At 73.0% G+C, this 15,174-nt stretch carries 9 protein-coding genes; 4 read left to right on the top strand and 5 right to left on the bottom strand.

Going from position 1 to position 15,174, the window contains the following annotated elements:
• Nucleotides 1-2: 2 nt before the first annotated feature.
• A complete protein-coding gene (gene ettA, locus GA0070216_RS23985; protein ID WP_091250561.1) occupies nucleotides 3-1,679 on the bottom strand; it encodes an energy-dependent translational throttle protein EttA in 1,677 nt (558 codons plus the stop codon).
• Nucleotides 1,680-2,005: 326 nt separating this feature from the next.
• On the opposite strand from ettA, the gene GA0070216_RS23980 reads away from it, so the two are divergent.
• On the top strand, nucleotides 2,006-3,406 hold the full coding sequence (locus tag GA0070216_RS23980) for an alpha,alpha-trehalose-phosphate synthase (UDP-forming) (RefSeq protein ID WP_091250558.1): 1,401 nt from the start codon (nucleotides 2,006-2,008) through the stop codon (nucleotides 3,404-3,406).
• 41 nt (nucleotides 3,407-3,447) lie between these two features.
• The gene (gene otsB, locus GA0070216_RS23975; protein ID WP_091250770.1) at nucleotides 3,448-6,009 is read left to right on the top strand and encodes a trehalose-phosphatase; all 2,562 of its coding nucleotides are present in this window, start codon (nucleotides 3,448-3,450) and stop codon (nucleotides 6,007-6,009) included.
• Nucleotides 6,010-6,167: 158 nt separating this feature from the next.
• Here the strand turns inward: otsB and cobA are convergent, their stop codons facing one another.
• The 3 genes from cobA to cobC are packed head-to-tail and all read right to left on the bottom strand — an operon-like array spanning nucleotide 6,168 to nucleotide 9,867.
• Nucleotides 6,168-7,457 (bottom strand): uroporphyrinogen-III C-methyltransferase, encoded by a 1,290-nt coding sequence (gene cobA / locus GA0070216_RS23970; RefSeq protein ID WP_091250555.1) that lies wholly within the window; start codon nucleotides 7,455-7,457, stop codon nucleotides 6,168-6,170.
• Nucleotides 7,454-8,641 carry a nicotinate-nucleotide--dimethylbenzimidazole phosphoribosyltransferase gene (locus GA0070216_RS23965; RefSeq protein ID WP_091250767.1) on the bottom strand — a complete coding sequence of 396 codons (1,188 nt, stop codon included), beginning with the start codon at nucleotides 8,639-8,641 and terminating at the stop codon, nucleotides 7,454-7,456. The genes cobA and GA0070216_RS23965 overlap by 4 nt, the downstream gene beginning before the upstream one ends.
• Nucleotides 8,641-9,867, bottom strand: a complete 1,227-nt coding sequence (cobC, locus tag GA0070216_RS23960; protein ID WP_245722671.1) for an Rv2231c family histidinol phosphate aminotransferase CobC — start codon at nucleotides 9,865-9,867, stop codon at nucleotides 8,641-8,643. Before cobC ends, GA0070216_RS23965 begins: the two co-directional genes overlap by 1 nt.
• A gap of 136 nt (nucleotides 9,868-10,003) precedes the next feature.
• On the opposite strand from cobC, the gene GA0070216_RS23955 reads away from it, so the two are divergent.
• Nucleotides 10,004-12,136, top strand: a complete 2,133-nt coding sequence (locus tag GA0070216_RS23955) for a transglycosylase domain-containing protein (RefSeq protein ID WP_091250553.1) — start codon at nucleotides 10,004-10,006, stop codon at nucleotides 12,134-12,136.
• A gap of 176 nt (nucleotides 12,137-12,312) precedes the next feature.
• On the opposite strand, the gene GA0070216_RS23950 is transcribed toward GA0070216_RS23955, so the two are convergent.
• Nucleotides 12,313-13,689, bottom strand: coding sequence for a cobyrinic acid a,c-diamide synthase CobB (locus GA0070216_RS23950; RefSeq protein WP_091250550.1), 1,377 nt, complete (start codon nucleotides 13,687-13,689; stop codon nucleotides 12,313-12,315).
• 179 nt (nucleotides 13,690-13,868) lie between these two features.
• On the opposite strand from GA0070216_RS23950, the gene GA0070216_RS23945 reads away from it, so the two are divergent.
• On the top strand, nucleotides 13,869-14,684 hold the full coding sequence (locus GA0070216_RS23945) for an SURF1 family cytochrome oxidase biogenesis protein (protein ID WP_091250547.1): 816 nt from the start codon (nucleotides 13,869-13,871) through the stop codon (nucleotides 14,682-14,684).
• Nucleotides 14,685-15,174: the final 490 nt, after the last annotated feature.

Here is a 15,174-nt window from a genome sequence, read left to right as displayed (position 1 = left end):
GCTCAGTCGCGGGTCAGCTTGCGGTAGGTCACCCGGTGCGGGCGGGCCGCCTCGGCGCCGAGCCGGTCGATCTTGTTCTTCTCGTACGCGTCGAAGTTGCCCTCGAACCAGAACCACTTCGACGGGTTCTCGTCGTCGCCCTCCCAGGCCAGGATGTGGGTGGCGACCCGGTCGAGGAACATCCGGTCGTGGGAGATGACCACGGCGCAACCGGGGAACTCCAGCAGCGCGTTCTCCAGGCTGGACAGCGTCTCGACGTCCAGGTCGTTGGTCGGCTCGTCGAGCAGGATGACGTTGCCGCCGATCTTGAGGGTCAACGCCAGGTTGAGCCGGTTGCGCTCGCCACCGGAGAGCACCTTGGTCGGCTTCTGCTGGTCGGGCCCCTTGAACCCGAAGGCGGCGATGTACGCCCGGGACGGCATCTCGACCTTGCCCACCATCAGGTAGTCGAGCCCGTCGGAGACGACCTCCCAGACCGTCTTGTCGCCGTCGAGGCCCTGCCGGTTCTGGTCGACGTACGACAGCGAGACGGTGGGGCCCACCCGGACCTCGCCGCTGGTCGGCTGCTCCAGCCCGACGATGGTCTTGAACAGGGTGGTCTTGCCGACGCCGTTCGGGCCGATGATGCCGACGATGCCGTTGCGCGGCAGCGAGAAGGACAGGTCGTCGATCAGCAGCCGGTCGCCGAAGCCCTTGCTGAGCTGGTTGGCCTCGATCACCGTGCTGCCCAGGCGCGGGCCCGGCGGGATCTGGATCTCCTCGAAGTCCAGCTTGCGGGTCTTCTCCGCCTCGGTGGCCATCTCGTCGTAGCGGTCCAGGCGGGCCTTGGACTTGGTCTGGCGGGCCTTGGCGTTGGAGCGGACCCACTCCAGTTCCTCGGTGAGCCGCTTCTTCATCTTGGCGTCGCGGCGGCCCTCGACGGCCAGCCGGGCGGCCTTCTTCTCCAGGTAGGTGGAGTAGTTGCCCTCGTAGCCGATGGCCCGGCCCCGGTCCAGTTCCAGGATCCAGCCGGCCACCTTGTCGAGGAAGTACCGGTCGTGGGTGATCGCCATGACGGTGCCGGCGTACTTGGCCAGGTGCTGCTCCAGCCAGGAGACGCTCTCCGCGTCCAGGTGGTTGGTGGGCTCGTCGAGCAGCAGCAGGTCGGGGGCCTCCAGCAGCAGCTTGCACAGCGCGACCCGGCGGCGCTCACCACCGGAGAGCTGGGTCACGTCGGCGTCCGGCGGTGGGCAGCGCAGCGCGTCCATGGCGAGTTCGAGCTTGGAGTCGATGTCCCACGCGTCGGCGTGGTCCAGCTCCTCCTGGAGCCGGCCCATCTCCTCCATCAGCTCGTCGGAGTAGTCGGTGGCCATCTGCTCGGCGATGGCGTTGAACCGCTCCAGCTTGGCCTTGGTCTCGGCGACCGCCTCCTCGACGTTGCCGAGCACGGTCTTGCTGTCGTTGAGCGGGGGCTCCTGGGCGAGCATGCCGACGGTGTAGCCGGGCATCAGCCGGGCCTCGCCGTTGCTCGGCTTGTCCAGCCCTGCCATGATCTTGAGGAGGCTGGACTTACCGGCGCCGTTCGGACCGACCACACCGATCTTGGCCCCCGGCAGGAAGCTCAGCGTCACGTTGTCGAGCACGACCTTGTCGCCGTGCGCCTTGCGCGCCTTTTCCAGGACGTAGATGTACTGGGCCACGGTGCGGGCTACCTCCGTCGATTGCTGTCGCCTTGGGCGGCGGCGCGGCGCGGGCTGCGACCTTCGCCCGCCGCCGCCGGCCGGGAGCCGGCCACGCGCACGCCACCGTCAATCCTGACAGGTACGGCCCACCGCGCCCACATCACCCCGCCCGGCATCGTCCGCGTCACTACCGCTACCGCTGAGCTGGCGATGTTGACAAGATCACGGTGCGGGTTCAGCGGCCGTGGGACGGGTAGGTAACTCCGGCACGGGGTCCCAGACGCCGCAGCTACGCTCAGTACGCTCATCGCGGTGGACCCGTCAGCACCCGGAGGTGGCCGATCGTGACCGTCCGTAGCTCCTTTGTCGTTGTGGCCAACCGACTGCCGGTCGACGAGGTGAGCACACCCGAGGGACGGCAGTGGCGGCGCAGCCCCGGTGGGCTGGTCACCGCGCTGCACCCCGTCCTGGCCGAGCACCGGGGCACCTGGGTCGGCTGGGCCGGTGGCACCGGCGCCGCCCCGGAGCCGTTCGACCTGGAGGGCATCCGCCTGCACCCGGTGCCCTTGAGTGCCGAGGAATTGGAACGCTACTACGAGGGCCAGTCCAACGCGACCATCTGGCCGCTCTATCACGACGCCGTCGAGACACCCGCCTACAAGCGCCGCTGGCGGGAGGCGTACCGGCTGGTGAACGCCCGGTTCGCGGAGGCGGCGGCGGACGTCGCGGCCGAGGGCGCGACGGTCTGGGTGCAGGACTACCAGCTCCAGCTGGTCCCGGCGATGCTGCGCGAGCTGCGGCCGGATCTCAAGATCGGCTTCTTCCTGCACATCCCGTTCCCGCCGATCGAGCTGTTCATGCAGATGCCGTTCCGCACCGAGATCCTACGCGGTCTGCTCGGCAGCGATCTGGTCGGTTTCCAGCAGCGGCTGGCCGCGCAGAACTTCGTCCGGCTGGCCCGGCACCTGCTCGGGCTGCGCTACGAGGGTCAGATGATCCAGGTCGACGGGCGGCAGGTGAAGGCCGGCGCGTTCCCGATCTCCATCGAGACCAGGGAGATGGAGCGGCTCGCCGAGGACCCGGCGATCCAGGCCCGGGCCAAGCAGATCCGCGAGGAGTTGGGCAACCCGAAGACGATCATCCTGGGCGTCGACCGGCTCGACTACACCAAGGGGATCGAACTCCGCCTCAAGGCATTCCGGGAACTCCTCTCTGACGGAAAGTTGACAGTTCCGGACGCGGTTATGGTGCAGGTCGCCACGCCCAGCCGCGAGCGCGTGGAGCACTACCAGGCACTTCGTGTCAAGGTAGAACGCGAGGTTGGTCGGATTAATGGCGAATTCGGCAGGGTCGGCGTGCCGGCGGTGCATTATCTGCATCAGTCGTACAGTCGCTCCGAACTGGCCGCGATGTACGTCGCGGCCGACGTGATGATGGTGACCCCGCTGCGAGACGGAATGAACCTGGTGGCCAAGGAGTACGTCGCGTCGCGCGCCGACCAGGGCGGTGCGCTCGTGCTCAGCGAATTCGCCGGCGCGGCCACCGAGCTGCGTCAGGCGTTCCTGTGCAATCCGCACGACCCCGACGCCGTCAAGGACGCCCTCCTGCGGGCTGTACACGTAGAGAAGCCGGAGGCCCGCAGACGCATGCGGATCATGCAACGTCATCTGCGCACCCACGATGTGGGGCACTGGGCGAATTCCTTTTTGACCGAGTTGGGCGCACCGGGGACGGAGGCCGAGTGAACGCCCCCACCGCCGAGATCATCACCCCCGCCGCCGGGACCATGGACCCGGAGCTGCTCGCGGCGATCGGACGGATCGCCCGCGTACCACAGCTCCTGGTCGCCTGCGACTACGACGGCACCCTCGCGCCGATCGTCGAGGACCCGAGCAAGGCGGTGCCGCTGCCCGAGTCGGTCGCCGCCGTCCGGGCGCTGGCCGCGCTGCCGCAGACCACCGTCGCGGTGGTCTCCGGGCGCGCGCTGCGCGACCTGGCCGCGTTGTCCCGGCTGCCCAACGAGATCCACCTCGTCGGCAGCCACGGCTCCGAGTTCGACATCGGCTTCGTCGAGCGGCTCTCCCCCGAACTGGTCGCGGTCCGCACCCGGCTGCGCGACGCGCTACGCGAGATCGCCCTCGCCCACCCGGGGGTACGGCTGGAACGCAAGCCGGCCAGCGTCGCGGTGCACACCCGCGGGGTCGACCCCCAGGTCGCCGCCGCCGCCGTCGAAGCCGTCCGCAACGGGCCCGCGAAGTGGGACGACGTCACCGTCACCCAGGGCAAGGAGGTCATCGAGCTGTCGGTGGTCGCCACCCACAAGGGCACCGCGGTCGACCAGCTGCGCACCCAGCTCTCGGCCAGCGCGGTGCTCTTCATCGGCGACGACGTCACCGACGAGAACGCCTTCGGCAACCTGCACGGCCCCGACCTGGGCATCAAGATCGGCCCCGGCGACACCCAGGCGCACTACCGGGTGGCCGAGCCGATCGAGGCGGCCCGGGCACTCGGCCTGCTGCTGGAGACCCGCCGGCACTGGCTCTTCGGCGAGCGGGCGGTGCCGATCGAACGGCACTCGATGCTCGCCAACGGCCGTACCGTCGCGCTGCTCACCCCCGAGGCCAAGGTCAGCTGGCTCTGCCACCCCAAGCCCGACTCGGCGGCGATCTTCGCCGACCTGGTCGGCGGCAGCCCGGCCGGGCACTTCACCGTCGGGCCGGAGCGCGGCGGCATCCCGCTGGGCCAGCGCTACCGCAACGGCACGATGACCGTGGAGACCCGCTGGTCGGGGCTCACCGTCACCGACTGGCTGGACCTGCCGGCCCGGGAGACCACCCCGGACGGCCCGGCCGTCATCACCGGCGACTCCACCCTGGTCCGGGTGCTCACCGGCTCCGGCCGGGCCAAGATCGAGTTCGCCCCGCGCCCCGAGTTCGGCCAGGTCGCCACCCAGCTCCAGCCGATGGACGACGGCCTGCTGGTGCTCGGCTCCAACGAACCCGTCGCGCTCTACTCCCCCGGGGTGACCTGGCAGGTCCGCAACGACGGCGGGTACCAGACCGCGCACGCCGTGGTCGACCTCTCCGCCACCGGCGGCCAGGTGGTGCTGGAGCTGCGCTTCGGCACGCACAGCCTGGAGGACCACGCGGTCGCCATCCACGACCGGCAGGCCAAGGCCGAGCAGCCCTGGAAGGACTGGGTGGCCTCGCTACGGCTGCCCGCCACCGCCCGGGACCTGGTCGCCCGCAGCGCGCTCACCCTGCGTGGGCTCTGCCACGAGGCGACCGGCTCGATCCTGGCGGCGGCGACCACCTCGCTGCCGGAGGAGCTGGGCGGCGTCCGCAACTGGGACTACCGGTACTGCTGGCTGCGCGACGCGGCGATGACCGCGCGGGCCCTGGTCGACCTCGGCTCGATCGAGGAGGCCGAGGCGCTGCTGCGCTGGGTGGACGGCTGCATCGAGCGCACCGGCGGGCACCCCGAGCGGCTGCACCCGCTCTACACGGTGGACGGTTACGAGCTGGGTGCCGAGGCGGTCATCGACACCCTGCCCGGATATGCCGGCTCCCGGCCGGTCCGGGTCGGCAACCTCGCCAACCACCAGCTCCAACTGGACGTCTTCGGCCCGATCGCCGACCTGATCGCGGCCGTCGCCGACGCCCGGGGCTCGGTCCGCGACGACGAGTGGCGGGTGCTGGACAACATGGTCGAGGCGGTCCGCCGCCGCTGGCACGAGCCCGACCACGGCATCTGGGAGGCCCGCCTCCCACCCCGGCACCACATCTTCTCCAAGGTGATGTGCTGGATGACCGTCGACCGGGCCCTGCACGTGGTGCGTCAGCACGACGGCGAGGACCGGCCGGAGTGGGTCGAGCTGCGGGACCGGATCGGCGCCAACGTGCTGGAGAACGGCTGGCACGAGGAGGTCGAGGCGTACAGCGTCGCGTACGGCGACGAGGACATGGACGCCTCCTCGCTCTGGATCGGGCTGTCCGGCCTGCTCCCGGGTGACGACCCGCGTTTCCTCTCCACCGTGCTCAAGATCGAGGCGGATCTGCGCAGCGGACCGGTCGTCTACCGGTACCACTGGGACGACGGCCTGCCCGGCCGGGAGGGTGGCTTCCACATCTGCACGGCGTGGCTGATCGAGGCGTACCTGCGCACCGGTCGGCGCACCGACGCGGAGGAGCTGTTCGCCCAGATGGTCGACACCGCCGGCCCGACCGGGCTGCTCCCCGAGCAGTACGACCCGCTGGCCGAGCGCGGACTGGGCAACCACCCGCAGGCGTACAGCCACCTCGGGCTGATCCGCTGTGCCCTGCTGCTGGACAACATGCTCAAGCAGTAGATCGACTCACCTGCGCCGATGTAGCGGTATCCCCACCTCGGGATACCGCTACATCGGCGAACAAGAGTCGATCAACCGGCGCTCGGCCGGGCGGGCGGGACGGCCGAGGCGGGCGGGACGGCCGGCCGAGGCAGGCGGTCGCGATCGGGCCGGCGGGGTCAGGTGGTGAGGGCGTCGACCACGTCGCCGATCACCACGATGGCCGGTGGACGCAGGCCCGCCTCGACCACGTCCGCCGCCACCGCGCCGAGCGTCGACCGCAGGCTGCGCTGGTCACCCGTGGTGCCCTCCTGGATCACCGCGACCGGGGTGGCCGCGTCCCGGCCGTGCCGGGTCAGGGTGGCGGTGATGGCGGCCAGGTTCTTCAGCCCCATCAACACCACCAGGGTGCCGCGCAGCCCGGCAAGGGCTTCCCAGCGCACCAGGGAGACCGGCGAGTCCGGGGCGACGTGCCCGGACACCACTGTGAACTCGTGCGCCACCGCCCGGTGGGTCACCGGGACACCCGCCGCCGCCGGCACGGCGATCGCGCTGGTCACCCCCGGCACCACGGTCACCGGTACGCCGGCCGCCGCGCAGGCCAGCAACTCCTCCCCGCCACGCCCGAAGACGTACGGGTCGCCGCCCTTGAGCCGGACCACGACCTTGCCGGCGAGCGCCCGGTCGACCAGTATCCGGTTGATCTCCTCCTGGGTGCGGGACGGTCCGTAGGGGATCTTGGCGGCGTCGACCAGTTCGACGTCGGGGCGCAGCTCGTCCAGGAGCAGTCCGGGCACCAACCGGTCGGCGACCACCACGTCCGCCTCGGTGAGCAGCCGCCACCCCTTCACGGTGATCAGTTCCGGGTCGCCCGGTCCCGCGCCGACCAGCGACACCCGACCGACCGGAGCGGCGGGGAGGGTCGCCCCGCTCCCGAGCCCGGCCGGTGCCGGACCCGGCGGGCCCGCGTCGGCCCCGGCCGCCACCGGCTCCCCCGGGTCGACGAGCAGCCCGGTCCGGGCGTTGAGCAGTTCCCGGACGGCGTCGCGGACGCCCATCGCCCGGTGCGGGTCGCCCCCGCCGAGCACCGCGACGGTGACCGGCCCGTGCCGGGTGACCGCCGGCGTCCACGCGGTGGCCGCCGTCCGGTCGTCGGCCCGGACGCAGAAGATCCGCCGTTCGTCGGCGACGTCGCTGACCGAGGCGGCGGCGAGCGGATCGTCCACCGCGACCTGCACCAGCCACGCCCCGTCGAGGTCGTCGGGGGCGAACCGGCGGGGCCGCCAGTGCAGCCGTCCGGCGTCGACGTGCGCGCGCAGGGCCGGGGTCACCTCGGGGGCGACCAGCAGGACGTCGGCGCCGGCGTCCAACAGGGCGGGGACCCGGCGGCTGGCCACGGCGCCGCCGCCCACCACGACCACCCGCCGACCGGCGAGCCGCAGGCCGAGGGGGTACGGGTTGGTGCTCACTTCTCGGAAACCCCCGCCGCGTCGAACGTCGCCACCTCGTGCAGCACCCGGACGGCGCCGGTGACCACCGGCAACGCCAGCAACGCGCCGGTGCCCTCGCCGAGGCGCAGGCCGAGGTCGACCAGCGGGTCGAGCCCGAGGTGACGCAGCGCCACGGTGGCGCCCGGCTCGGCGGAGCGGTGCCCGGCGATCATCGCACCGACCGCGTCGGGGGCGAAGGCGGCGGCGGCGAGCGCGGCGCTGACCGCGATCACCCCGTCGAGCAGCACCGGCACCCGGCGGGCGGCCGCGCCGAGGATCAGGCCGGCCAGCGCCGCGTGCTCCAGGCCGCCGACGGCCGCCAGCACCCCCAGCGGGTCGGCCGGGTCGGGCCGGTGCCGGTCCAGCGCCGTCCGCACCACACCGATCTTGCGGCGGTACGTCTCGTCGTCGACCCCGGTCCCCCGGCCGGTCGCCTCGGCCGGGTCGACCCCGGTGAACGCGGCGATCAGCGCGGCGGACGGCGTGGTGTTGGCGATCCCCATGTCCCCGGTGAGCAGCACGCCCGCCCCGGCGTCGATCAGCTCGCCGGCGATCCGGATGCCGACCCCGATCGCCGCCCGCACCTCGTCCGGGGTGAGCGCGGCGGTGACGGTCATGTCCCGGGTGCCCCGCCGCACGTTCGCGTCGACCAGGCGCGGCGACGCCGGCGCGGCACCGGCCGGACCACCCGTCGCGCCGGCAGCCCCACCGGTCGGGACCGCTCGACCGTCGGCCGCCTCAGCCCCGCCGCTCACCTCAGCGCCGGCGGCCGGGTCAGTGCCGGCGGCCGCCTCGGGTGGGAATGACAGCGGGGTGGCGACGCCGACGTCGACCACGGTGACCGAGGCGCCGGCCTGTCGGGCGAACGCGTTGACGACCGCCCCACCGGCCAGGAAGTTCCCGATCATCTGGGCGGTGACCTCCTGCGGCCACGGGGTGACCCGCTGGGCGTGCACACCGTGGTCGCCGGCGAAGATCGCCACCGCCGCCGGCTCGGGCAGCGGGGGCGGACAGGCTCCGGCCAGGCCGGCCAGGCGTACGGACAGGTCCTCCAGGGCACCGAGCGAGCCGGCCGGCTTGGTGAGCCGGGCCTGGAGGTCCCGGGCGGCGGTCATCGCCGACTCGTCGAGCGGACCGATCGCCGCGATCGTCGTCTCCAGCATCATGCCTCCAGGATCTCCGTCAGTACCTCGATGAACGCGTCGGTGGTCGCCGGGTCGCGGACGGCGATCCGCAGCCAGTCCGGTCCCAGCCCGGGGAAGGTGTCGCCGCGTCGGACGGCCCAGCCGTGCTCGCGCAGCGCCTGGCGTACCCGGTCGGCGCCGGGGCGGTGGATCAGGACGAAGGCGCTGGCCGGGCGGCCCGCGACGCGTACCCCGGGCAGGGCCGACAGGCGGCTCACCAGGTGGTCGCGGTCGGCGGCGAGCCGGGCGGCGATGGCGCGCTCGGCGGCGACGGCGGTCGGCGACGCGACGGCGGTGGCGGCGGCCAGCGCCGGGGTGGAGACGGCCCAGAGCGGCTGGACGGCGGCGAGCCGGTCCAGCAACGCGGCCTCGCCCAGCAGGTAGCCGATCCGCAGGCCGGCCAGGCCCCAGGTCTTGGTGAGGCTGCGCACCACCACCAGGCCGGGCAGGTCGCGGCGACCGGCGAGCGACTCCGGTTCACCCTCGACGCCGGGTACGCCGGTGGTGTCGGCGAACGCCTCGTCGATGACGAGCACCCGACCGGGTCGGGCCAGCGCGGCAAGATCGGCGGCCGGATGCAGCACGGAGGTCGGGTTGGTCGGGTTGCCGATCATGACCAGGTCGGCGTCGGCCGGCACCCGGGCCGGGTCGAGCCGGAAGTCGTCGTCCGGGTCGAGAAGCACCCGCTCGACCCGGTGACCGGCGGCCCGCAGCGCGGCCTCCGGCTCGGTGAACTGCGGGTGCACCACCACCGGCCGGCGTACCCCGCCCAGGGCGCGGGCGAGCAGCACGAAGCCCTCGGCGGCACCGGCGGTGAGCAGCACCTCCGCCGGTGGGCGACCGTGCCGGGCGGCGACGGCGGCCCGGGCCGGCCGGGGGTCGGGGTAGCCGGCCAGGTCGGCGAGGGCGGCGGTGAGCGGGTCGGCCAGCCAGTCCGGCATCGGGTCCCGGCGGACGTTCACGGCCAGGTCGACCAGGCCGGGGGTGGCCTCGGCGTCCCCGTGGTGGGCGAGATCCGGCGCGATGCCGACGGTAGGCCCGGGAGCGGCCGACGGCTCGGGTGCCGTCGTCAGCCCGGAAGTCGCCGTCAGCCCGGGAGTCGCCGGCGGCCCGGGAGTCGCCGGCGGCCCGGGAGTCGCCGGCGGCCCGGCAACGGCGGCTTCCGGGCCGGTCGGCGGCTCGGTGCCGGTCAGTTGCCCACGCATGACCGCGATCCTGCCGGGAAGCCGGCGCGGGGGACAGCCGATCCCGGCGTGGGCCACATCACGGCCGGGGTCCGAACTCCGGGGGCGTTCATGAATTCTTCTCATGGATGAATCGGAAATGTCATAACTTGACCAGGTGAGCAATCGACCCCTTGCTACCGCAGTTCGTTCCGTTCCTCTCCTCCGCGCCGGGCTGATCGCCGGTGTCGTGCTGGCCGCCGTGGCGTACCCGGTGGCCGCCGTGACCGGCCTGGGCGCCAAGGCCACCGCGCACGCCGTGGAGCACAAGACGAACATCCTGCGCACCGCCCTGCCCGCCGAGACGTCCTACCTCTATGCCCCGGACGGCAAGACGATCCTGACGATGTTCTACGAGGAGTACCGGCAGTACACCAAGTTGTCGGACATGTCGCCGAACATCCAGCAGGCCATCGTCGCCGCCGAGGACAACCGCTTCTACCAGCACCAGGGCGTCGACCCCAAGGGCGTCGCCCGCGCCTTCGTGGCCAACGCCCGGTCCAGCGGCGTCTCCCAGGGCGCCTCCACGCTGACCATGCAGTACGTCCGGATGGCGTTGCGGGACAGCGCGCAGACGCCACAGGAGGTCCAGGAGGCCATCCAGCAGACCAGTCTGCGCAAGGTCAAGGAGATGCGGATGGCGCTGGACATCGAGAAGGAGCTGACCAAGGACCAGATCCTGGAGCGCTACCTCAACTCGGCGTACTTCGGCCACCGGGCGTACGGCATCTACGCGGCGGCGCAGATCTTCTTCTCCAAGACCCCGGCCACCCTGACCCCCGCCGAGGCGGCCACCCTCGCCGGGCTGGTGAAGTCCCCCTCCGAGTACGACCCGCTCAGCTCGGACCAGAAGGAGGCCACCGGCCGGCGCAACTACGTCCTCGACAAGATGACCCAGCTCGGCTACCTGTCCCCGGACGCCGCCGCGGTGGCGAAGAGCGAACCGATCCGGACCCGGCCCACCACCCCGGCCAACGACTGCGCCTCCATCACCAGCACGTACAACGCCTGGGGCTTCGCCTGTGACTACGTGAAGAACTGGTGGAGCGCGCAGCCCGCGTTCGGGGAGAACCGGCTGGAACGGATGGACAAGTTGCGCCGGGGCGGCTACCGGATCGTGTTGAGCCTCGACCCCAGGGTCCAGGCCGCCGCCGAGAAGAACGTCGGCGCCAAGGACCGCGTCGGCAGCCCCTTCGCCAACGGGATCGTGGTCGCCGAACCGGGCACCGGACGGATCAAGGCGATGGCGGTGAACCGGACCTACTCCCTGGACGTCGGCGAGAACGGATCCAGCTCGAACCCCGAGGCCGACCCGAAGACGAAGGCCAACTATCCGAACACGGTCGCCCCGCTGCTCGGTGGCGGCACCCTCCCCGGTTACCAGGCCGGCTCGACGTTCAAGATGTTCCCGATGCTGGCCGCCCTGGACGCCGGGATGCCGCTGTCCACCGCGTTCAACTCGCCGCACACCTACCGGTCGGCCGTCTACGACGGGTGGTCCCCGTCCAACGCCAGCGGGGCGATGACCGGCCGGCAGACCATGTGGTCCGGGTTCGGCAAGTCGGTCAACACCTACTTCGTGCAGCTGGAGGAGAAGATCGGCGCGGATCGGGGGGTGCACCTCGCCGAGCAGTTGGGCCTGCGCTGGCGTACCGACGTCGACAAGGAACAGGCGTCGCCCAGCAAGGCGAAGAAGTGGGGCGCGTTCACCCTGGGCGTCTCCGACGCGACCCCGCTGGAGATGGCCAACGCGTACGCCGCGATCGCCGCCGACGGCCGGTACTGCGAGCCGATGCCGGTCAACTCGATCACCAACCGGGACGGCACCCCGGCCACCTACAAGACCGCCGGGGGCATCGAACGGGAGGTCGCCAAGCCCCGCTGCCGGCAGGTGGTGAACGCCGACGCGGCGCGGGCCGCCACCGACGCGGCGCGCTGCCCCACCGGCGACACCCCGGCCAAGGGCACCTGCGGTGGCTGGTCGACGGCGGACAGCGTCCGTCGCACGGTGGGACGCCCGGTCGCCGGCAAGACCGGCACCACGGACAGCACCCGGTCCGCCTGGTTCGTCGGCTACACCCCGGAGTTGGCGGCGGCTAGCTTCATCGCCGACCCGGACAATCCGTTCAACGCCGTCGGCGACGGGCAGTCCCAGGTCCCGGTCAACGCGGTCGCCCAGACCCTGCGGGACGGCCTCAAGGGCACCCCGACCCGCCAGTTCACTCCGCCGTCGGACGCCATCGTCGGCTGACCCCGGGGCCACGGCGGCCGGGCCGAGCGAGTCCGGCCGGCCCCGGTATCGGCCGGACGGCGGTCAGGCCGGGGCGCGCGGCGCTGGTCAGGCCGGGCCGCTCGGCGCTGGTCAGGCCGGGCCGCTCGGCGCTGGTCAGGCCGGGCCGCTCGGCGCTGGTCAGGCCGGGGCGGCGGTCAGGCCGGGGCGGCGACGCCCTCGACCGGCGACGGGAGCGCCGCCGCCGTCACCAACCGGGTCGCGATCTCGGGGTACGCCGCCCAGTGCAGGCCGAGCTGGGAGGCGTGCACCCCCCGCCAGACGAAACCCTCCGGCGTGCCGCCCTCCCAACTCCAGGCGGCCCGCTGCCCCGACCGGGGGGTGAGCACCGCGCCGTGCTGCTTGTAGCCCACCACCGTCGCACCCGTACGGGCGACCACGCTGTCGGACTGGGCGATCGCCTCCCGGTAGCCCACCACCAGGCCGTCCCGGCTCACACCGATCGCGTCCAGCACCCCGCACATCGGCAACCCGTCCAGCTCGCGGGCCAGCCACAGCAGGCCGGTGCCCTCGGCGAGCACCGGACGTCCGGTGCGGGCCAATTCGGCCACCGCGATGCAGAGCCGCCGGTTGGCGGACAGGTCCCGCGCGTACGACTCGGGCAGCGCGCCCCCGACGACCAGCGCGCGGGTGCCGGCGGGCAGCGCCTCGTCGCGCAGCGGGTCGACGGTGACCACCTGCGCCCCGGCGGCCCGTAGCAGCTCGGCGGTCTCCGGGTGGCCGTAGCTGCCGCCGGGGCCCCCGGCGAGCGCCACCACCGGCGTCTCCCCCACCGGGGTCCCGGTGGCCGGCGACCAGGCCGGGACGGAGAGCGCCGGAGCCGAGCGGGCCAGCGCGAGCAGGCGCTCCAGGTCGACCGTGCCGGCGACCGCCTCACCGAGCCGGCGCACCGCCCGGGACGCCTCGGCGTCCCGGGCGAGGACCGGCACCACGCCGTGCCGGCGCGCGGGTAGCACCGGGGGCAGCTCGTGGCGGCGCAGCGCGCCGTAGACCGGCATCCCGACGTCGTCGAGCGCCTCCCGGAGCATGGACTCGTGCCGGCCGGAGGCGACCTGGGTGAGGATCACCCCACCCAACCAGAGCTGCTCGTCGTACGAGCGGAAGCCGTGCACCAGGGCGGCCACCGACTGCCCCATCGCCGCCACGTCGATCACCAGCACGACGGGGCTGCGCAGCGCGGTCGCGACGGCGGCGGTGGACTCCGCCTCGGGACGGCCGGCGACCGAGTCGTACAGCCCCATGGTGCCCTGGACCAGGGCCAGCGCGGCACCCTGCGCGCCGTGCGCGAAGAGCGGCCCGAGGCGGTCGGCACCGATCAACCGGGGGTCGAGGTTGCGGCCGGGACGACCGGCGGCCAGGCCGAGGTACGCGGCGTCCACGTGGTCCGGGCCGACCTTGAAACCGGCGACGTCGAGCCCCCGGTCGACCAGTGCCGCGAGCAGGCCGACGGAGAGCGCGTTGGTGCCGTGACCGGAGGACGGCGCGCTGAACACGAGGCGCGGCACGGCGGTCATCATCGACTCCTCGGTGGTGACGGGTGGTGACAGGAACGGCCGCGAAGAACACCGGCGGCGATCCGCTCGCGTGACCATACCCGCCCGCACCAAGGGGTGGAGACGGCCGATCCGGCACTGCACGGCCGGTCACGGACCGTCGCGGAGGGTGGCCCCCGTCATACGGGTAGCCTCGTGCTGTGTACCGGTTCCTGCTGACCCCACGCTGGCTGGGCATCCTCGCGTTGACCCTGGTCGCCGCCGCCGTCATGGTGCTGCTCGGCAACTGGCAGCTGGACCGCTACCGGGAACGCACCGCCGTCAACGAGCGCATCGACGCCGGCACCGCGGGCACCCCCGCCCCGCTGCGGGCGACGCTGCCCGCCCCGACCGGGGGCGCGGGCACGGTCGGCCCACCCCCCGCCGAGCAGGCCGAGTGGAGCCGGGTCACCGCCAGCGGCCGGTACGACGCCGCGAACATCGTCCTGGTCCGGGGCCGGACGGTGGAGAGCAAGGTCGGCTTCGAGGTGCTCGTCCCGCTGGTGCTCGACGACGGCACGGCGGTGCTGGTCGACCGGGGCTGGGTGCCCCCGGCGGCCGGCGGCGCGCTGGCCATGCCGCAGGTGCCCGCGCTGCCGACCGGCCAGGTGACCGTCATCGGCCGGGTGCACCCCACCGAGACCGGCGGCAACGGCGTCGGCCGGCGCGACGGCCGGTTGGAGACCCGGCGGGTGACCGTGGACAAGCTGGCCCGGGAACTGCCGTACCCGCTGCACGGGGCGTACCTGCTGCTCGACGAGCAGACCCCGGCGAACGACCCGGCCTTCCGGGCGGTGCCGATCGGGCACACCAACAACTGGCAGAACTTCGGCTACGTGGTCCAGTGGTGGTTGTTCGCCGCGATGACGCTCTTCGGTTATGGCTGGGTGGCCCGACGGGAGGCCCGCCGCGCCGCCGGCCTGGACGCCCCGAAACCTCCCGTCGACCGGGCAGCCGAGCCCGCCACGCCCGCCTGAGGGCCACTGCCTCAACGCCGGACCACCGGGCCGACACCCCCCTCAGGTCGTAACGGGCCACCGGGCCGACACCGTCGCCAGGTCACGGCGGGCACCGACCTATGGGTATGCGTCCTTTCGAGCTGATGACGTTGGCGACTCAGCCCACCACTGGTCGGTGGTGATTCGTCTACGTCATCAGCTCGAAAGGACGCGAACAGGTATGCCGGCCTGCCGGCCCCCGCCAGCTTCAGAGCGGGCCGGGCACGTTCGCGACACCCCGGCAACCGCCACGGAATCCACGACCCACGGACCCGACGCCACCGCCCCGACCCCACCGCCCCGACCCCACCGCCCGACGCCACCGCCCGACGCCACCGCCCCGTCACGGCCGACGACCCACGGACCCGACGCCCCAGCCCGTCACGGCCCCGTCACGGCCGATGACCCACGACCCACGGCCCGACGCCACCGCCGGAACGCGCCACGACGCGGGACGCGGTATGGTCCG

Origin of the sequence: Micromonospora matsumotoense (genome assembly GCF_900091525.1) — a bacterium.
In the GTDB taxonomy this organism is placed as follows: Bacteria; Actinomycetota; Actinomycetes; order Mycobacteriales; family Micromonosporaceae; genus Micromonospora; species Micromonospora matsumotoensis.
Note: the sequence above shows the minus strand (reverse complement) of the source record. Positions and strands in the feature narration are given on the sequence as shown.